The organism is Microbacterium sp. LWH3-1.2, from assembly GCF_040675855.1.
GTDB lineage: Bacteria > Actinomycetota > Actinomycetes > Actinomycetales > Microbacteriaceae > Microbacterium.
The window spans coordinates 1,861,135-1,880,022 of the sequence record NZ_JBEGIK010000001.1 but is presented as its reverse complement, the minus strand read 5'-3'; the positions used below and the strand labels follow the sequence as shown (position 1 = coordinate 1,880,022).

Here is an 18,888-nt window from a genome sequence, read left to right as displayed (position 1 = left end):
ACGGGTCGGTCGCGTGACACGCCGGGACGAGGCATCCGTCACCGGCGTGTCGCCGTACCGACCCGTGTTCCGGCACGGGAAGACCCCGGAGACGGATGCCTCGGCCGGCGGCTCGGCGAGGGTGACAGGATGGCGGCATGGACGTCTCGCCTGACTCCAGTGCGCCCGAGGTGTCGGCGCTGGCGATCAACGTGGTGATTCCGCCGGAGCTGCGCTGGACGGACGTGCGCCGCGGTGAGGAGTTCGCGCTGCAGTCGCTCACGGTGCAGCTGCTGCCCGATCACTCCCTAGCGGCCAAGGCGTACGGCCGTCCGTTGGCCGGCGGCCGCGGCGCGTACGTGTCGTTCGCGATGCCCGACCGTCCGGAGCTGCGGGCTCTTGTCGACGCGGCGGCGAACCGCGCCGCGGACCTCTGGCGCGCCAACACCGGCCTCCACTGACGCCGGCGATGACGGATGCTGCGGGCCGCAGCATCCGTCCCTCGCGCCGAGCACGCCCCTCCCGCGCCGAGCACACCCCTCCCGCGCCGAGCACGCCCCTCCCGCGCCGAGCACGCCCCTCCCGCGCCGAGCACGCCCCTCCCGCGCCGAGCATGCCAGGGCATGGTCGCGACGGGACGGGCATGGTCGCGACGGGACGGGCATGGTCGCGACGGGACGGGCATGGTCGCGACCGGACGGGCATGGTCGCGACCGGACGGGCATGGTCGCGACCGGACGGGCATGGTCGCGACCGGACGGGCATGGTCGCGACGGGACCGAGCCCGGGGAGGTCAGCCGCCGTAGACGTTGTGGTCGACGACGTGCATTGCGCGCGCGGCGTCCGTGATGCTGCCCGACAGCGACGGGTAGACCGCGAAGACCCGGGAGACCTGGTCGACCGTGAGGCGGCGCTCGACGGCGATCGCGATCGGGTAGATGAGCTCGGAGGCGCGGGGACCGACGATGACGCCGCCGATGACGGTGCCACTGCCCTCGCGGGCGATGATCTTGACGAAGCCGTCCTTGATGCCCATCATCTTGGCGCGCGGGTTTGCCGCGAGGGGCAGCTTGTGCACGACGCCGTTGATGTGGCCGTCCTCGATGTCGTTCTCCTGCCAGCCGACGGTCGCGATCTCGGGGGCGGTGAAGATGTTCGAGGTGATGCGGCGGCGCTCGAGCGGGATGACGACGTCGCCGAGCGCGTGGAAGACGGCGGTGCGTCCCTGCATCGAGGCGACCGAGGCGAGCGGCACGAACGTGGTGCAGTCGCCTGCGGCGTAGATGTTCGGCACCGAGGTGCGCGCGACCCGGTTGACCTGGATGTGGCCCGACTCGGTCATCTGGATGCCGGCCTGCTCCAGCCCGATCCCGGCGGTGTTCGGGATCGAGCCGACCGCCATGAGGCAGTGGCTGCCCTCGACGGTGCGGCCGTCCGACAGGGTCACGACGACACCGTCGCCGGTGTTCTCGACCTTGTCGGCCCGCGACTTCGACAACAGCTTCATGCCGCCGCGCTTGAAGACGCGCTCCAGGACGGCGGCGGCATCCTTGTCTTCTCCGGGGAGCACCTGATCGCGGCTCGAGATCAGTGTGACCTTCGCGCCGAGGTTCATGTACGCGCCGGCGAACTCGGCGCCGGTGACGCCCGAGCCGACGACGATGAGGTGCTCGGGCAGCGCCGTCATGTTGTAGAGCTGAGTCCACGTGAGGATCCGCTCGCCGTCGGGCTTCGCGCTGGCGAGCTCGCGGGGCGACGCGCCGACCGAGACGACGAGCGTGTCAGCCTCGATGCGGTCGAAGTCGGTGCCGCCGGGCCCGGTCGACACCACGACGGCGTTGTCGCCCTCGAGGCGGCCGTGGCCCGAGATGATGCGCACGCCCGCCTCGGCGAGCGAGGCGCGCATGTCGTCGGACTGCTGGCGGGCCAGGGTCAGGAGGCGCTTGTTGACGGCCGTGAGGTTGATGGCGATCTCGGGCTTGAGCGGCTTGCCGTCCTTGCCCTTCGCGAACAGCTGCACGCCGAGGTCGCCCGCACCGGCGATCGCGACGGCCGCGTCGGCGGTCGCGATGAGCGACTTCGACGGCACCACGTCGGTGATGACGGCCGAGCCGCCGATGCCGGCGCGTTCGACCACCGTCACCTCGGCTCCGAGCTGGGCGGCGGCCAGCGCCGCTTCGTAGCCTCCGGGTCCGCCGCCGAGGATGGCGACGCTCTGGGTGGTCTCGAAGCTGATCGACATGAATTCCATTCTCCCCTGCCGAGCGACCCCGCATCGACACCGCGACACTCCCGGGCGCGTGCGGATGCCGCTCCGCTGGCCCTCGTCGCCGTCCGTTCCTAAAGTGGTCCCATGTCAGACACCACCGGCAATCCTCTCGACGACCCCACGGCCGACCCCTTCGCGGTGGCCGCCGCCGCCGCGGAGGACATCGCCCGCATCACCGGCGTCGAGCGTCACGACATCGCGCTCACGCTCGGCAGCGGCTGGGGCAAGGCCGCGGAGCTCCTGGGTGAGACCACCTCCACCTTCCCCGCCACCCAGGTGACCGGCTTCAGCGCGCCGGCCCTCACCGGCCACGCGGGGACCCTGCGCAGCATCGTCACCCCCAAGGGCCGTCGCGTGCTGGTGATCGGTGCCCGCACCCACTACTACGAGGGCTACGGCGTCCGCCGCGTCGTCCACAGCGTGCGCACCGCGGCGGCCGCGGGCGTGCGCACGATGGTGCTCACGAACGGCGCCGGCGGGATCAAGCACACCTGGACCCCCGGTCGCCCGGTGCTCATCAGCGACCACATCAACATGACCGGCGACACCCCTCTCGAGGGCGCGACCTTCATCGACCTCACCGACCTCTACTCGCTGCGGCTCCGCGACCTCGCGCGCTCCATCGACCCGAGCCTCGACGAGGGCGTGTACACGCAGTTCCGCGGGCCTCAGTACGAGACTCCGGCCGAGGTCCAGATGGTCAAGTCGTTCGGCGGGCACATCGTGGGCATGTCGACCGCGCTCGAGGCGATCGCCGCGCGTCAGGCCGGCATGGAGATCCTCGGTCTCTCGCTGATCACCAACATGGCCGCGGGCATCCAGAAGACGCCGCTCAGCCATCAGGAGGTGCTCGACGCCGGCCGCGAGGCCGAGCCGGTCATCTCGTCGCTGCTGGCCCGCGTGATCGGGGCGCTGTGAACATCGGGGTCGTGCAGGAGCCCGCCCCCGACGAGGTCCCGACGGGCACGGATGCCGTCGCCGACGTCCTCGCGCACGCGCACGGGTGGCTCGCACAGGACCCCGATGGTGAGACCCGCGCGGAACTGCGCGCGCTGATCGAGGCCGCCGAGTCGGGCAACCCGGCGGCGCTCGAGGATCTCACCGACCGGTTCTCGGCGCGCCTCGCGTTCGGCACCGCGGGACTGCGCGGCGCCCTGGGCGCCGGCAGCAACCGCATGAACCGCGTGCTCGTGGCGCAGGCCGCCGCGGGGCTCGCCGCGTACGTGCGCGAGCAGGCGGGGCTCCCGCCGGTCGGTGTCGAGGCCTCGTCGCGCACACCTGACGGCGACACGGATGCCGCGGCCGCAGCGCACGACGCCGCGGACGACCTCGTGGTTGCACCCGCGGGGTCCGGCGAGGAGACGCCGGGCGAAGTCGTCGACGTGGAGTCGGTCGACGGGCCCGCGAGAGCGGACGCCGAGGCACCGGCGCACGCCGATGCCGATGCTGCCTCCGCAGCAGAAGCGGGAGATCGCGACGCCGGCGCCGGCGACGGGTCTGCCCCCGCGCCGGACGATGCGGGCGCAGCATCCGTTCCCGAAGAACTCGCGGAGCCGTCGGCGCCCGAGCTCACCGAAACGCCCTCGGCCGACGCGCTCGAGGCCGAGGGGCCGGAGGTGCCCGGGATCCTGGACGATGCTCCGATCGTCGTGATCGGGTACGACGGGCGTCGCAACTCCGATGTGTTCGCGCGCGACTCCGCCGAGATCTTCGCGGGCGCCGGACTGCGCGCGATCCTGATGCCGCGTCTGCTCCCGACGCCCGTGCTGGCGTTCGCGGTGCGGCACTTCGGAGCCGCCGCCGGCGTCATGGTCACGGCGAGCCACAACCCGCCCGACGACAACGGCTACAAGGTGTACCTCGGCGGGGCCGACGACGGCTCGCAGATCGTGTCGCCCGCCGACGCCGAGATCGCCGCGCACATCGAGCGCGTGGCGGAGGCCGGCGACATCAGCACGATTCCGCGCTCGCTCGGGTTCGAGCTCGCCACCGAGAGCGTCATCGACGAGTACATCGCCGCGACCGCCGCGGTCGCGCCCGCACCTGCCGGGGCCGAGGGCCTCACGTGGGTGTACACGGCGATGCACGGGGTCGGCTGGGAGACGCTGTCGCGCATCCTCGAGACCGCAGGCTACCCGGCGCCGGTACCGGTGTCGGCACAGCTCGAGCCCGACGGCGCATTCCCGACCGTGGCGTTCCCGAACCCGGAGGAGCCGGGGGCGATGGACCTCGCCTTCGAGGCCGCGCGCGAGGCCGGGGCCGGGCTCGTCATCGCCAACGACCCCGACGCAGACCGCCTCGCGGTCGCCATCCCCGACGACTCCGCCGAGGGCGGCTGGCGCCGCCTCACGGGCAACGAGATCGGCCTCCTGCTCGGCTGGCGCGCCGGCCGGCTCGCCACCGCCGACGGACCCGCCGAGGGAGCCTCGCTCGCATGCTCGCTGGTGTCGTCGCCGGGCCTCGCGGCGGTCGCAGAGCACTACGGCCTCGACTTCCATGCGACGCTCACCGGCTTCAAGTGGATCTCGCGTGCGCCGGGCATCGTGTACGGCTTCGAGGAGGCCCTCGGCTACCTCGTGAACCCCGGGACGGTCCGCGACAAGGACGGCATCTCGGCCGCCGTCGCCATCCTCGGCATGGTGAGCGAGGCGCGCGGCCGGGGGGAGGGCGTCGGCGACCTGCTGACCGAGTTCGACGAGCAGTTCGGCGCGTTCGCGAGCGACCAGGTGTCGATCCGCGTCGAGGACGTGTCGCAGATCGCCCGCATCATGGCGGCGCTGCGCGAGCGGCATCCGGCATCCGTCGGGCAGGTCGCCGTCGAACGCATCGACGATCTTCTCGACGGCGTAGACGACCTGCCGCCCGGCGATGTGCTGCGCCTGTGGCTCGCCGACGGCTCGCGCGTCATCGTTCGGCCGAGCGGCACCGAGCCCAAGCTCAAGCTTTACCTCGACGTGCGGGGCGAGTCCCGCGACGACGCCGCCGCGCGCATCGGAGCCCTCGCCGACGGCGCCCGCGCGCTGCTCGCCGAGTACGGCGGCTGACGCTCGTCCCTCCGTGGCGTCCGGGGCGCGCCGCGTCCGTCCGGGGCGCACCGCGTCCGTCCGGGGAGCACCGCGTCCGTCCGGGGCGGGCCGCGTCCGTCCGGGGCGCGCGGCGTGCGTCCGGGGCGCACCGCGTCCGTCCGGGGCGCACCGCGTCCGTCCGGGGCGGGCCGCGTCCGTCCGGGGCGCGCGGTGTGCGCCCCGAGTGTGCGCCGCGCGCCCCGAACCAAGGTCAGGTCGGCGGCGATGAGGTGAGGATGACGGATGCTTCGGCCTGCGGCATCCGTCGTCCCCCGAGCTGAGCACCATGCCGCACCGCGGGCGGCGGGCCTGCAGCTCTACGCTCGAAGCATGCTCCTCACCTCGCCGGTCACCCTCGAGAACGCGCACGTCCGCCTCGAACCCCTGTCCCCCGCGCACGAGGCCGACCTGGCCGCAGCGGCGGTGGGCCTGGAGCACACCTGGTATACGTCCGTGCCGCGCGCGGAGAGCATCGCGGCCGACATCGCACGACGCCTGACATGGCGCGACGAGGGTCACATGAACCCGTGGGCGGTGCGCCGGCTCGACACGGGGAAGGTCGTCGGCGAGACCACTTTCTGCAACATCGACCAGGCGAACCGGCACGTCGAGATCGGGCACACCTGGATCGGGATCGAGGCGCAGCGCACCTTCGTGAACACGGCGTCGAAGCTGCTGCTGCTCGCCCATGCGTTCGAGCAATGCGAAGCCATCGCGGTCGAGTTCCGCACGCACTGGCACAACCGCCAGTCCCGTGCCGCGATCGCGCGCCTCGGCGCCAAACAGGACGGCGTGCTCCGCAACCACCGCCTCGGCCCCGACGGCACCCTCCGCGACACGGTGGTCTTCTCGATCCTCCCGACCGAGTGGCCGGCCGTGCGCCTCGACCTCACGGAGCGCCTCGCCCGCGGCTGACCTCGGGCGGCAGCATCCGTTCCGCTCATCGTGTGGTCCCTGGCCCGGCATCGGGGCGACCTCCCAGTTCGGGGCGCGTCGTGATCGTTCGGGGCGCACCGCGCGCGCCCCGAACGATCACGACGCGCCCCAAACGTAGGATGCGCGACTCGAATGCCCGGAGCAAAGGCCGGGCCGGCGCGGCCTCACGGCGACAGTCGCTGACGTCTTCCGGGTTTGGGGCGCGCCCAGAGCGTTCGGGGCGCTCGTCGCACGCCCCAAGTGTTCGCGGCTCGCCCCGAACCAGAAAAGCACGGGAGAGCGGATGCTGCGAGCACGGGGCGGACCCTCCTCCACAGGATGGCCTTGTCCACAGACGCGGGGTTCCGACGCCGCACGTGCGCTCGATACGTCGGAGACTCGCGGTCATGGCGACCCTCACCCTTCTCAGACGCGACAGGCTCCTGGCAACGACGACATCCCGCCGATTGACCGCTTCGGTCGCCGGCGGGGAGCTCACGCGGCTCCGAATCGGTGTCTACGTCGACACGGCGGCATGGAATGCCGCAACGCCCGAAGATCGCGCGATCGCCCGCGCTCACGCGTTGGCGCTGACCTCGCCGACCGCTCCGGTGGTCTCCCACGAGACGGCCGCGGCCGCCCACGGGCTCCCGCTCTACCGCGCGGATCGACGGCGGGTCCACGTCATCGCGCCGCATTCGCGACCGGGTGCTGCCGGTGGCGTGATCCGCCACCGCGGCGAGCTTCGAGACGATGACGTGGTCGAGATCGACGGACTGCGGATCACCTCGCTCGCACGCACGATCTCAGACGTCGCCCGCACGGCCTCGTTCGAGCAGGCGGTCACGGTCGCCGACGCCGCGCTCCGTCGGCAGTTCGTCGCCGGTCCGCATGAGTACGACTTCGACGGGGCGGAGCGGTTCCGGCGGGAGGTGCTCGTGATCGCGGGCCGATCGGCTCATGGGCTCACACGCGCTCGCCGCGTACTCGAATTCGCCGACGGACGTGCACAACTGCCGGGCGAGAGCATCAGTCGAATCCGGCTCCGCGAGATCGGATTCCGCGTCATCGGGCTGCAGGTTGCGGTGCCTGGGCGAGGCATCCATCCGTACTTCGTCGATTTCGGCCTGGACGAGGCCAACGCCTTCGGCGAGTTCGACGGAGCGATCAAGTACGTCGACGGGAAGCTCCTCGACGGCCGAACGTCGTCGCAGGTCTTCGACGAGGAGAAGCAACGGGAGGACTGGATCCGCGGGACCACCCAGCGCAGCTATGCCCGATGGGGATGGCCCCACCTCGCGACGGTCGTCGATCTGCGAACGCGGCTCGAGGCCTTCAGCATCCGGCCGCGTCGCTGAGTTCTTCCCGGTTCGGGGCGCACCGCGGTCGTTCGGGGCGCACCGCGGTCGCTCGGGGCGCACCGCGCACGCCCCGAACGTTCGCCGCACGCCCCGAACCTCGGCGACCCGCTCCCCGCACCCCCACACGACACCGGCGCGCAGCATCCGTCCCGTCCGGAGTCGGGGCGCACCGCGGTCGTTCGGGGCGCACCGCGGTCGCTCGGGGCGCACCGCGCACGCCCCGAACTCCGCGGGAACGCCCGCCCCGAACTCAGCGGCGACGCAAGGGAACCCGGACGGATGCTGCGGCTCAGCCGTCGATGACGGCGACGAGCTCGTCGAGGAAGGCGTTGAAGTCGGTGCCGCGGCGCACGATGCGCTGCACGCTGTCGCGCTCGCTGAACACCTCGACGAACTGCTCGAACACGGTCTGGAACGCCTCGCGGTCGCTCTCGGAGAACGCCACCAGTGCCACGACCTGCACGCGCCCGTCGCCCCACGGGATCGAGGGGTCGGCGATACCGATGGCGATGGCGGTGCGGGACGCCGTCATCTCGAGGGCGTGCGGCACGGCCAGGGCGTCGGTGAACGCGGTCGACGACAGGCGCTCGCGCTCGATGGTGCGCTCGATGTACTCGGCGTCGATGACGCCGCGGGCCTGGAGCAGCGCGCCGAGCCCGCGGATCACTCCCTCCTCCCCCACCGCCTCGTCGAACCCGCGAACGAACGCCGAGGGCTCGAAATAGCGTTCCAGCTCGGCGCGCAGCCGGGCGAGGCGGCGTGAGCGGCGGATGCGGCCGGCCGCGGACTGCACCCGCTCGACGTCGGCGTCGGTGAGGAACGGCTGGATCCGCACGATCCGGTCGGTCGTGGCGGTCGGCGGGTCGATCGTGGTCAGGACGAGGTCGGTGTCGATCGAAGCCCAGTCGGGGTCGACGCGTGTCTCGACGCCGACGACCTCGATCGCCTGCCCGAGCGAGCGGTCGACGCTCGAGCGCAGCAGCTCGTGCAGGTCGTAGTAGCCGGGGCACACGATGGTCGCGGTGAGGAGCTGGTCCGCCCGTCGGCTGCGCTCGAGCCGGCCCCCGACGTGCATCGCGATGTACGCGATCTCGTCGTCCGGCAGGGGAATGCCGAGCCGCTGCTGCAGCCGGCTCGCGATGAACACCGCGACCTCGAAGATCATGGGGTACGTCGACTTCAGCGACCGCGTCAGCGGGTTGCGCGACCACGCCTGCTCGCGCGCGCGGTGCAGCAGGTTCTGCACGTGGAGTGCGAGCCGTGCGACGAAGTCGTCGTGCGCGATGTCGACGAGGAACTCTTCGGCGGCAGCCGTCACGACCTCCCGCACGACGGCCTCGACCTCGGGATCGAGGGACGACGATGCCGCCGCGGATGCTCCATCCTCGTGCCCGTCGGGCGCGACCACGCGCGTCAGCACCAGCGTCGCGAGGTGCTGCAGATCGGCGCTGCCGAGCCGCACGCCGAGGTGGCGCTCGGACAGCTCCGCGATGATCTCGGCGACCTGGCTGTGGGTCGGTCGCTGCCCCACGGCGTCGCCGACGGCGTCGAGCGGGCGGTCGCGCGAGGTGCGGTCGGCAGCGATCGCGATGTGCATCACGACGTCGGCGATGCCGAATTCGTTGACGAACCAGCCCAGCTCGCCGAGGCGTGCCACGAGCTCGGTCTTGAACGGGCCGAACGCCTGCGCGCCGACCGACCCCTCGCCGAGCGTGCGGCGGAGCGCAGTCAGATCGAAGGATCCGGCATCCATCTCGTCGTGGGCGAGCTTGCTGAGCAGCCGCCGCTGCGCGCCCTCGGTGCCGCGCAGCCGCGCACGGGACGCGGAGCGCTCGAGCGTCAGCTCGGTGCCGCCCAGCAGCCCGCGGACGCGGGCCAGGTCGGCGTCGAGGGTGGCGGGCGAGACGTGCAGCGCGTCGGCGGTCTCGAACACGTCGATGCCGTCGGGGGCATCGAGGAGTGCCCGCACCAGTGTGTGCAGCCGGTCGCGCGGTGTGCCGGTGTCGCCGCCGGCCCGGAGCGCCGCACCGGCGTCTGATCCGGCGCGGTAGCCCTGCGGGCCGGACTCGACCGCCACGCCCGGCGCCACGCGGGCGTTCACGGCGTTCACGTAGGACCGGATGCTGCGCGGAGTCACGCCCAGCGCGTCGGCGAGAGCGGATGCCGTGACCCAGTCGCCGTCGCGCAGGAGCAGTCCGAGCACACGATCTTGCCGGGCTCGGGTCACACGCCCAGTCAACCACGCGCGGCGGTGCCCGAGGCCGCCCGGACACCCAGCGCGTTCCGACTCGCTCGTTCCTCGCTCGCTCAACGACCGGGGGACGCGCCCGGGTCGGCGGCCGCCGACGCCCCATCGTTTCCGCCCCTGCGGAAGAAGGAGTGGTTGTCCCCTCCCAGCGTTCTCACAAGAATGGCAAAAGAGGAGGCGGATCGATGAGGATCCTGGTGGTCTGCGGAGCGGGTGCCTCGAGCACCTTCGTCGCTCAGCGCGTCCGTCACGCAGCCCATGCAGAGGGACTCGACTATTCCGCCTTCGCCGGCACCGAGCAGTCGCTTCCGATCGATCTCGATGCCGCCGACGTCGTCCTCGTGGGTCCGCACCTGCTCCATGCGCTCGAGCGCATAGAACGGGATGCCGCCGCGCGAGGTACGACAGTGGTGCTGCTGCCGCCCGACATCTTCGGAGACCGGGACGGCACGCGGACGCTCGCGCTGGTCCGCGCCGCGATCGGGAGCGCCGGGGGGCCGCTCCCGGCCGCGGATGCGGCGCCGCCTCCCCTCCACGAATGAACTCCCCCGCGACGAACCAGGAACAGACAGAGAGGTCACGACATGCCACCCATCTCCCGCACCGTCCGGATCGGATCGGCGCACGGTCTGCACGCGCGTCCGGCGAAGCTGTTCGCACAGGCGGCGAAGGATGCCGGCATCCCGATCACCATCGCGAAGGATGCGGGAAGCCCGGTCAACGCGGCGAGCATCCTCGGCGTGATCGCGCTGGGCGTCGAGCAGGGCGACTACGTGACCCTCATCGCGGACGGCGACGGCGCCGAGTCGACGCTCGACACGCTCGCGGAACTGCTCACCACCGACCACGACGCGGAGGGCTGAACATGACCGAACTGCGAGGTGTCGGCATCGGACTGGGCGTCGCTCAGGGACCCGTCGCACGCATGGCCGAGCCCGCGGCGGCGCCGTCCGACGCGCCGAGCACGCTCAGCGCCGACGAGGAGAAGGCGCGTGTGGCGGATGCCGTCGCCGCCGTCGCACGCGAGCTCGAGGCCCGCGGCGCGCAAGCCGGAGGCGCCGCGCAGGAGGTGCTCGAGGCGCAGGCGATGATGGCCGAGGACCCGACCCTCGACGACGAGATCGGCGCCCGCCTCGGCCAGGGCAAGACAGGCGAGTTCGCCGTGTTCGACGCGTTCGCGTCGTTCCGCGACCAGCTCACCGCGATGGGCGGCTACCTCGGCGAGCGCGCGGCCGACCTCGACGACGTCGCCCAGCGCGTGATCGCCCGGCTCCGCGGCGTCCCGGCTCCGGGTGTGCCCGATCCGGGGCATCCGTTCGTCCTCGTGGCGAAAGATCTCGCGCCGGCCGACACGGCACTCCTCGACCTCGACAAGGTGCTCGCCCTGGTGACCACGGAGGGCGGGCCGACCTCCCACACCGCGATCCTCGCGCGGGAGAAGTCGATCGTCGCGATCGTCGGCGCCACCTCGGCGACCGGGCTGCGCGACGGCGAGACCGTGATCGTGGATGCCGCCGCCGGCGTCGTGACGACCGAACCGACTGCCGCCGAGCTCGAGCGGGCGCAGAACCGCGCCGACGCCCGCGCCGCGCAGGCATCGGCGCCGATCACCGACGGCGCCCTCGCGGACGGCACCCCGGTCCCGCTGCTGGCGAACCTCGGCAACCCGGAGGGCGCCGCCGACGCGGTCGCGCTGGGCGCCGAGGGCGTGGGCCTGTTCCGCACCGAGTTCCTGTTCCTGAGCTCGAACCAGGCACCCACCGTCGAGCAGCAGCGCGAGGCGTACACGAAGCTGCTCGCCGCGTTCCCGGGCAAGAAGGTCGTCGTCCGGGTGCTCGACGCCGGCGCCGACAAGCCGCTCGCGTTCCTCAACGACGCGCACGAGGAGAACCCCGCGCTCGGGCTCCGCGGCATCCGTGCCCTCCGCGCCAGCGAGGACATCCTGCGCGAGCAGCTCACGGCCCTTGCCGAAGCGGATGCCGCCACCGACGCCGACCTCTGGGTCATGGCGCCGATGATCGCCACGGTCGAGGAGACGGACTACTTCGTCGATCTCGCGCGCGACTACGGCATCAAGACCGCCGGCGTCATGGTGGAGGTGCCGTCCTCGGCACTGCTCGCCGACCGCATCCTGGTGGGCGCGGACTTCGCCTCCATCGGCACCAACGACCTCACGCAGTACACGCTCGCCGCAGACCGACTCCTCGGGTCGGTCGCGTCGTTCCAGGACCCGTGGCACCCGGCGGTGCTGCGCCTGATCCGCGAGGTCGGCGAAGCCGGCGTCGCGAACGGCAAGCCGGTCGGCATCTGCGGTGAGGCGGCGGCAGATCCCCTGCTCGCCGTCGTGCTCGTCGGCCTGGGTGCGACGAGCCTGTCCATGGCACCCACGGCGCTCGCCGACGTGCGCGCCACACTCCTGCAGCACACCATCGCCCAGGCACGCGACATCGCCTCGGCCGCACTCGCCGCGAACGACGCGGCATCCGCCCGGTCCGCAGCCCAGCGGGCGGCCACACGATAGGCCGTCGTGACGGCCTGGACACCCACACACACAAGGGAGACAGCAAAATGACAACGGCGTCAGTGCCCGCCTCGGGCACCAGCAGGGCGCGAGTCGGAGTTCAGCGCTTCGGCACGTTCCTGTCCGGCATGATCATGCCGAACATCCCCGCGCTCATCGCGTGGGGCATCTTCACCGCGTTCTTCATCGCGGTCGGCTGGACCCCGGTCCCGGCGCTCGCGACGCTGGTGGGTCCCTTCATCCACTACCTCCTGCCGATCCTCATCGCGTATACCGGCGGCAGCATCATCTACGGCGTGCGCGGCGGCGTGGTCGCCTCGATCGGGACGTTCGGCGCCATCGCCGGGTCGGACTACCTGATCGCGCAGATCAACGCCGACCTGCCGGCCGACAACCAGCTCGGCCAGGTGCACATGTTCATCGGCGCGATGATCATGGCCCCGATCTGCGCCTACACGATGCGGTGGCTGGACAGCCTGTGGGAGGGCAAGATCCGGGCCGGCTTCGAGATGCTCGTGAACATGTTCTCGGCGGGCATCTGGGGCTTCGTGCTCGCGATCATCGGGTTCTACCCGATCGCATGGCTCGTCAACGGCATCATGCAGGTGCTGAGCAATGCGGTGGACTGGCTCGTCTCGATGAACCTGCTGCCGCTCACGAGCATCATCATCGAGCCCGCGAAGGTGTTCTTCCTGAACAACGCCATCAACCACGGCGTGCTCACGCCGCTCGGCATCCAACAGTCCGCCGAGACCGGATCGTCGATCCTGTTCCTGCTCGAAGCCAACCCCGGCCCCGGTGTGGGGCTGCTCCTCGCGTTCACGTTCTTCGGCATCGGCGCCGCACGCGCGTCCGCCCCGGGCGCCGCGGTGATCCAGTTCTTCGGCGGCATCCACGAGGTGTACTTCCCCTACGCGCTGATGAAGCCGATGCTGATCCTCGCGCTGATCGCGGGCGGCATGACCGGCGTCACGACGAACATGCTCCTGGGCGGCGCTCTCCGAGCCCCGGCCGCACCGGGCAGCATCTTCGCGGTGATCGCCCAAGTCGCGAACAACTCCTATGTCGCGGTCCTGCTCTCGGTGGTGCTGGCCGCCACCGTGACATTCCTCATCTCGTGGGTCATCCTGCGGGCATCCCGCAAGCGCGACCTCGAGGCGATGGCCGCCACCGACGACGCCTTCGGCGCGGCGATCACGCAGACCGCGGCGGCCAAGGGCAAGTCGTCGGCGGCACTGGACGGCCTGCGCAGCGGCGCCGCCACGAGCGCCGACGGCGGCATCGAGCCGGCCACGATGACCGAGCGCGAGATCAAGAACATCGTGTTCGCGTGCGACGCGGGCATGGGTTCGTCGGCCATGGGCGCGAGCGTCCTGCGCAACAAGATCAAGAAGGCGGGCATCGAGGACGTCACGGTCACCAACAAGGCGATCGCGGCCCTGGACGCGTCGGCCGACCTGGTGATCACGCAGAACCAGCTCACGGATCGCGCACGGCAGAAGACGCCGAACTCGGTGCACGTGTCGGTCGACAACTTCATGAACTCGCCGCGGTACGACGAGGTCGTGGACCTTGTCCGCACCCAGCACGAGGATGGAACTGCATAGCTGAGACCGCGGTGGGGCCGGGCGGGCCGTCAACGCCCCCGGTCCCACCGCCCTCGGCACGGCCGCGCCCCGCTGTTCGGAACAGGCGGCGGGTCGCGGCATCCGTATCTCCCGGCGACACAAGAGACGAACGACGAGAAAGGCGAGAACATGGCACGCGAGGTTCTGAGCATCGGCCAGGTGCGGATCCACTCCGGGAGCGCGTCGCGCGACGAGGCGATGCGGGAGGCGGCGGACATCCTGCAGTCGGCGGGCGCCGTCACCGGTGCCTACTACGACGCGATGCTCCAGCGCGAGCAGACCGTGTCGACGTACATGGGCAACGAGCTCGCGATCCCCCACGGCACCAACGAGACCAAGGGCGAGATCCTCGAATCGGCCCTGTCGGTGGTGCGCTACGACGGCGGTGTGGACTGGGACGGCAACCCCGTGACCTTCGTGATCGGCATCGCCGGCAAGGGCGACGAACACCTCGAGATCCTGTCGCAGATCGCGATCCTGTTCTCGGACGAGGACGAGGTCGAACGTCTCAAGACCGCCCAGACGCCGGAGGAGCTGTTCGGCCTGGTGTCGGCGGCGGGCGTCTGATGAAGGCCGTCCACTTCGGGGCCGGCAACATCGGGCGGGGGTTCGTCGGGCTGCTCCTGCACGAGGGCGGGTACGAACTCGTCTTCTCGGACGTCGCCGCACCGCTCGTCGACGCGATCAACCACGTGTCCCGCTACACGGTGCACGAGGTGGGCGAGGGCGGTCGCGACACGCTGGTCACGGGCTTCACGGCCATCAACAGCGCCGAGCACCCCGACAAGGTCATCGACGAGATCGCCGGGGCGAACGTCGTCACGACGGCGGTGGGACCGACGATCCTGAAGTTCGTCGCCCCTCATATCCTGGCCGGGCTCGCGCTGCGCGACCCGTCGAGCCCGCCGCTGCAGATCATGGCGTGCGAGAACGCGATCAACGCGACCGACCTCCTCCGTGACGAGATCAAGGCGCTCGCCGGGGACGCATGGGACGCACTCGCGGCGCGCGCGGTGTTCGCCAACACCGCCGTCGACCGGATCGTGCCGGCCCAACCGGAGGGCGCAGGCGTCGACGTCACCGTCGAGCCGTTCTTCGAGTGGGCGATCGAGCGGCCGCCCTTCGGCGACGACCCGCCGAACATCCCCGGCGCACACTTCGTCGACGATCTCGCGCCGTACATCGAGCGCAAGCTCTTCACCGTCAACACCGGGCACGCGGCCACCGCGTACTTCGGCGCTCAAGCCGGGGTCGAGGGCATCGCCGGGGCGCTCGCCGATCCCGAGATTGCGTCACGTGTCGAGGCCGCTCTCGAGGAGACCTCGGCGCTGCTGGAGGCCAAGCACGGGCTCGACGCCTCGTCGCTGGCGGACTACCGCGCGACGATCCTCGGTCGCTTCCGCAACAAGGCCCTGCCCGACACGGTGTGGCGCGTCGGCCGCCAGCCGTTGCGCAAGCTCTCGCGGCACGAGCGGTTCGTCGGCCCCGCGGCCGAGGCGGCAGAGCGCGGCCTCGGAGTCGACGCGCTGGTCGCCGCGATGGGCGCGGCCCTCGCTTTCGACGACACCGAGGACACCCAGTCGGTGGACCTGCAGCGGATGCTGCGGGAACAGGATGCCGCGTCGTTCACCGCGTCGGTCACGGGCCTCGAGCCGCAGCATCCGCTGTTCCCGAAGGTGGAGGCCGTCGTCGCCGCCCGGCAGGCCGAGCTCGGGGTCTGAGCACCCGGATCCTCGGGGTTTGGGGCGCACCGCGTGCGTTCGGGGCGCATCGTGTGCGCCCCGAACGCCCGGGACGCGCCCCAAACCCGGCGCCCGGGCGCCAAAGTCGATCCTTCGGCCTCCGCGTACAAGGTGTCGGGTCTCGTCGGGGACGGGGTCACCGTCGTCATCATCGGGCCGTGGCTCAGACTGGCCTCCTCGACGCCGGGCCGCGATCGACGTTCACCGGGCTCGCGCCAGACGCGGCATCGGTCTCCTGAACCGAAGGGACTACGCGTCGAAGCCGTCGGCGATGAGGTCGATCAGCTCCTCGCGCTCCTCCACCGGGAGGAAGGCGCCGGCGGCGGCGTTGAGCTGGAAGGCCTCGAGGTCGTCGAGGCCGTACTCGAAGGTCTCGGCGAGGAGAGCCAGCTCGCGCGTGAGCGAGGTGCGGCTCATCGTGCGGTTGTCGACGTTCACCGTGACCGAGAACCCGAGCTGGTAGAGCAAGTCGAAGGGGTGGTCCTCGAGAGTGGTGCCCCAGCGCTCGATCGCGCCGGTCTGGAGGTTCGACGAGGGCGACAGCTCGAGCGGGATCTCGCGGTCGCGCACCCAGCGCGCCAGGTCGCCGAACTGCACGAGCACCTCTTCGCCGGCGCGCGAGACGACCTCGAGGTCCTCGGCGAGGCGCACGCCGTGGCCGAGGCGCAGGGCGCGGCCGTCGATGAGGGCCGAGCGGATCGAGTCGAGGCCCGCCGCCTCGCCGGCGTGCACGGTGACCGGGAAGAACTCCGAGGCGAGGTAGTCGAACGCGGTGCGGTGGTTCGAGGCCGGGAAGCCGTCCTCGGCGCCTGCGATGTCGAAGCCGACGGCGCCACGATTGCGCCATTGCACGGCCAGCCGCGCGATCTCGAGCGAGCGGTCGGCGTGGCGCATCGCGGTGATGAGCTGCCCGACGCGGATGTCCTGACCCCGGCGCTCGGCCGCGTCCTCGCCCTCCTCGATGCCCTCCTGCACGGCGGCGACGACCTCGTCGAGCGACAGCCCGCGGGCGAGGTGCTGCTCGGGCGCCCAGCGCACCTCGCCGTAGATCACGCCGTCGGCAGCCAGGTCTTCGACGAACTCGCGCGCGACGCGCGTGAGTCCCTCGCGGGTCTGCATGACCGCGGTCGTGAGGTCGAACGTCTTCAGGTACTCGACGAGCGAGCCCGAGTCGCTCTTCTCGGCGAACCAGTCCGCGAGGTCGTCGGGGTCGGACTCGGGAACCTCGAGCCCGATCTCGTCGGCCAGCTCGATGATCGTCGCGGGGCGCAGTCCGCCGTCGAGGTGGTCGTGCAGCGAGACCTTGGGCAGGCCGCGAAGGGACACTCCGTCGAGGATGGCGTCGCCGTGCTGGTCGATGGGCATGGGGGTCTCCTCGATTGCGATCGCGAGTGGGGGATGTGGACGGATGCTGCGGCCCGGGCGTCGCGTCGGGTTCCGGCGCGGGACTGCCCCAGCCTAGGCCGTGATGCGTTCCAGGACGAGAGGAGTGCGCTCCGGTGCGTCCGGGCCGATCTCCCACGCGCCCTCGAGGGCCTCGAGGGCCCGGTCGAACCGGGAGGCATCCTCGCCGAGCAAGGTGAACAGGGGCTGACCGGCGGTCACCTGATCGCCGGGCTTCACGTGAAGGTCGATGCCCGCGGCGTGCAGCACGGGGTCCTGCGCTCGCGCGCGCCCAGCACCCAAGCGCCACGCGGCGATGCCGAACGGGAGGGCCTCGATGCCGGTGACGAAGCCGCCTTCGGTCGCCGTGACCGTGTGGGTCTCGTTCGGGGTCGGGAGGGCGGCATCCGGGTCCCCGTCCTGCGCGACGATCATCGCCCGCCAGGCGTCCATCGCGCGGCCGTCCTGCAGGGCGGCCTCGACATCGGCATCGGGCTGACCCGCGAGCGCCAGCATCTCGCGGGCGAGCGCCACCGTCAGTTCGACCACGTCGGCAGGGCCACCGCCGGCGAGCACCTCGACCGACTCGCGCACCTCGTTGGCGTTGCCGATGGCGAGGCCGAGCGGGGTGTTCATGTCGGTGAGCAGTGCCGTCGTCGAGACTCCCGAATCGGTGCCGAGGGCGACCATCGTGCGGGCGAGCTCGCGCGCGCGGTCGACATCGCTCATGAAGGCGCCGGAGCCGAACTTCACGTCGAGCACGAGCGCGCCGGTGCCCTCGGCGATCTTCTTCGACATGATGCTCGAGGCGATGAGCGGGATCGCCTCGACCGTGCCGGTGACGTCGCGCAACGCGTACAACTTCTTGTCGGCGGGCGCGAGGCCGGAGCCCGCGGCGCAGATGACGGCGCCCACATCGCGCAGCTGCGCGAACATCTCGTCGTTCGAGAGTGCCGCACGCCAGCCGGGGATCGCCTCGAGCTTGTCGAGCGTGCCGCCGGTGTGGCCGAGCCCGCGGCCCGACAGCTGCGGCACGGCGACGCCGAAGCTCGCCACGAGTGGCGCAAGAGGAAGCGTGATCTTGTCGCCGACGCCGCCCGTGGAGTGCTTGTCGACGGTCGGCTTGCCGAGGCCCGCGAAGCTCATCCGCTCCCCCGATGCGATCATCGCGTCGGTCATGACGCGGATCTCGTCGCGCGTCATCCCGTTGAGGAGCACCGCCATCGCGAAGGCGGCCATCTGCGTGTCGGCGACGTAGCCGCGCGTGTAGGCGTCGACCATCCAGCGGAGCGCAGGCTCGGGGACTGCCCCGCCGTCGCGCTTCGCGCGGATGACGTCGACCGCGTCGAACGCCTCGACAGCGGTCATCGCGCCGCCTCCTCGAGGTCGCGCGGCCCGAACGCGTCGGGCAGCACCTCGTCGATGGTGCGGATGCCTGACACCGTCTCGAGCAGCATGCCGGGGATCGCGAACTCGTACAGCAGCTGCCGGCAGCGGCCGCACGGCATGATCGTGTCGCCGTGCCCGTTGACGCACACGAACGCCACGAGGCTTCCGCCGCCCGAGTTCGCGAGTTCGCTCACGAGACCGCACTCCGCGCAGAGGCTGATGCCGTACGACGCGTTCTCGACGTTGCACCCGGTGACGATGCGCCCGTCGGTCACGAGTGCCGCGGCGCCGACCTTGTAGCGCGAGTACGGAGCGTACGCCCGCTGCATCGCGTCCGTCGCCGCGGCGCGCAGCTCATCCCAGTCGATATCGGTCATGAGCGCGCTCC

The 18,888-nt window shown here is 71.5% G+C and carries 17 protein-coding genes; 12 read left to right on the top strand and 5 right to left on the bottom strand.

The genetic code is table 11. The annotated features are described in order from the left end of the window. The first annotated feature begins 13 nt into the window (after positions 1-13). Positions 14-154 (top strand): hypothetical protein, encoded by a 141-nt coding sequence (locus tag MRBLWH3_RS08685; protein WP_363430591.1) that lies wholly within the window; start codon positions 14-16, stop codon positions 152-154. Next, positions 138-440 (top strand): hypothetical protein, encoded by a 303-nt coding sequence (locus MRBLWH3_RS08680; RefSeq protein WP_363430589.1) that lies wholly within the window; start codon positions 138-140, stop codon positions 438-440. Before MRBLWH3_RS08685 ends, MRBLWH3_RS08680 begins: the two co-directional genes overlap by 17 nt. Before the next feature lie 332 nt (positions 441-772). Here the strand turns inward: MRBLWH3_RS08680 and MRBLWH3_RS08675 are convergent, their stop codons facing one another. Beyond that, on the bottom strand, positions 773-2,230 hold the full coding sequence (locus MRBLWH3_RS08675) for an NAD(P)H-quinone dehydrogenase (protein ID WP_363430586.1): 1,458 nt from the start codon (positions 2,228-2,230) through the stop codon (positions 773-775). A 102-nt stretch (positions 2,231-2,332) separates the two neighbouring features. On the opposite strand from MRBLWH3_RS08675, the gene MRBLWH3_RS08670 reads away from it, so the two are divergent. The 4 genes from MRBLWH3_RS08670 (at position 2,333) to MRBLWH3_RS08655 (ending at position 7,586) form a co-directional block, all read left to right on the top strand. Beyond that, positions 2,333-3,166: a purine-nucleoside phosphorylase gene (locus MRBLWH3_RS08670; protein ID WP_363430585.1), complete on the top strand. Its 834-nt coding sequence runs from the start codon at positions 2,333-2,335 to the stop codon at positions 3,164-3,166. 11 nt (positions 3,167-3,177) lie between these two features. Beyond that, positions 3,178-5,292 (top strand): phospho-sugar mutase, encoded by a 2,115-nt coding sequence (locus MRBLWH3_RS08665; protein WP_363430582.1) that lies wholly within the window; start codon positions 3,178-3,180, stop codon positions 5,290-5,292. 351 nt (positions 5,293-5,643) lie between these two features. Then, positions 5,644-6,228 carry a GNAT family N-acetyltransferase gene (locus MRBLWH3_RS08660; RefSeq protein WP_363435393.1) on the top strand — a complete coding sequence of 195 codons (585 nt, stop codon included), beginning with the start codon at positions 5,644-5,646 and terminating at the stop codon, positions 6,226-6,228. Between the two features lie 407 nt (positions 6,229-6,635). After that, positions 6,636-7,586, top strand: coding sequence for a hypothetical protein (locus MRBLWH3_RS08655; protein WP_363430580.1), 951 nt, complete (start codon positions 6,636-6,638; stop codon positions 7,584-7,586). Between the two features lie 292 nt (positions 7,587-7,878). On the opposite strand, the gene MRBLWH3_RS08650 is transcribed toward MRBLWH3_RS08655, so the two are convergent. Continuing rightward, entirely contained in the window at positions 7,879-9,816 is a 1,938-nt protein-coding gene (locus MRBLWH3_RS08650; protein ID WP_363430577.1) for a BglG family transcription antiterminator, read from the bottom strand. Positions 9,817-10,022: 206 nt separating this feature from the next. Between MRBLWH3_RS08650 and MRBLWH3_RS08645 the strand changes: the two genes are divergently transcribed. From MRBLWH3_RS08645 to MRBLWH3_RS08620, 6 genes are all read left to right on the top strand, one after another. Then, a complete protein-coding gene (locus MRBLWH3_RS08645) occupies positions 10,023-10,379 on the top strand; it encodes a PTS sugar transporter subunit IIB (RefSeq protein WP_363430574.1) in 357 nt (118 codons plus the stop codon). 42 nt (positions 10,380-10,421) lie between these two features. Next, on the top strand, positions 10,422-10,700 hold the full coding sequence (locus tag MRBLWH3_RS08640; protein WP_363430571.1) for an HPr family phosphocarrier protein: 279 nt from the start codon (positions 10,422-10,424) through the stop codon (positions 10,698-10,700). Positions 10,701-10,702: 2 nt separating this feature from the next. After that, the gene (gene ptsP, locus MRBLWH3_RS08635) at positions 10,703-12,358 is read left to right on the top strand and encodes a phosphoenolpyruvate--protein phosphotransferase (RefSeq protein WP_363430568.1); all 1,656 of its coding nucleotides are present in this window, start codon (positions 10,703-10,705) and stop codon (positions 12,356-12,358) included. A gap of 47 nt (positions 12,359-12,405) precedes the next feature. After that, positions 12,406-13,965, top strand: a complete 1,560-nt coding sequence (locus MRBLWH3_RS08630) for a PTS mannitol transporter subunit IICB (RefSeq protein WP_363430566.1) — start codon at positions 12,406-12,408, stop codon at positions 13,963-13,965. A 150-nt stretch (positions 13,966-14,115) separates the two neighbouring features. Then, positions 14,116-14,553 (top strand): PTS sugar transporter subunit IIA, encoded by a 438-nt coding sequence (locus tag MRBLWH3_RS08625; RefSeq protein WP_342001032.1) that lies wholly within the window; start codon positions 14,116-14,118, stop codon positions 14,551-14,553. Further along, a complete protein-coding gene (locus MRBLWH3_RS08620; RefSeq protein ID WP_363430564.1) occupies positions 14,553-15,707 on the top strand; it encodes a mannitol-1-phosphate 5-dehydrogenase in 1,155 nt (384 codons plus the stop codon). The genes MRBLWH3_RS08625 and MRBLWH3_RS08620 overlap by 1 nt, the downstream gene beginning before the upstream one ends. 270 nt (positions 15,708-15,977) lie before the next feature. Here the strand turns inward: MRBLWH3_RS08620 and MRBLWH3_RS08615 are convergent, their stop codons facing one another. The 3 genes from MRBLWH3_RS08615 to MRBLWH3_RS08605 form a co-directional block, all read right to left on the bottom strand. After that, entirely contained in the window at positions 15,978-17,093 is a 1,116-nt protein-coding gene (locus MRBLWH3_RS08615; protein ID WP_363430562.1) for an adenosine deaminase, read from the bottom strand. A gap of 93 nt (positions 17,094-17,186) precedes the next feature. Then, positions 17,187-18,479 (bottom strand): thymidine phosphorylase, encoded by a 1,293-nt coding sequence (locus MRBLWH3_RS08610; RefSeq protein WP_363430559.1) that lies wholly within the window; start codon positions 18,477-18,479, stop codon positions 17,187-17,189. Next, positions 18,476-18,877, bottom strand: a complete 402-nt coding sequence (locus MRBLWH3_RS08605; RefSeq protein ID WP_363430557.1) for a cytidine deaminase — start codon at positions 18,875-18,877, stop codon at positions 18,476-18,478. The genes MRBLWH3_RS08610 and MRBLWH3_RS08605 overlap by 4 nt, the downstream gene beginning before the upstream one ends. Positions 18,878-18,888 lie beyond the last annotated feature (11 nt).